We start from the raw sequence: 283 nt of genomic DNA on the forward strand, positions 1-283 counted from the left end.
GAACTGCACCACCGGCTTCTTCGGCTCGACGATGACCTCGCCGTCGACGGAAAGCCTGGCCAACCCCTCGGCCATGACGAAATTGGAGGCGATGCGGCGCTGGTTCTCGCCGAGCTTGCCGGAATCCTGCACCGCGATATCGAGCCCGGACTCGGTCACCGTCACCGCTATATGGAACGATTTGGTGGTCGCGCAGACCAGATCGGCGAGCGCCCGCAGCCGGTCGAGCGCGGCGACGATGCCGGGCAGCGAGATCGGGCATTCGGAAATCGGGATGACCTGC

At 65.4% G+C, this 283-nt stretch carries 1 pseudogene; it reads right to left on the bottom strand.

The window, feature by feature from the left end:
• A pseudogene (locus EN804_RS36715) lies at positions 1–283 on the bottom strand (RNA methyltransferase); the annotation flags it as partial.

Origin of the sequence: Mesorhizobium sp. M8A.F.Ca.ET.161.01.1.1, assembly GCF_004792105.1 — a bacterium.
In the GTDB taxonomy this organism is placed as follows: domain Bacteria; phylum Pseudomonadota; class Alphaproteobacteria; order Rhizobiales; family Rhizobiaceae; genus Mesorhizobium.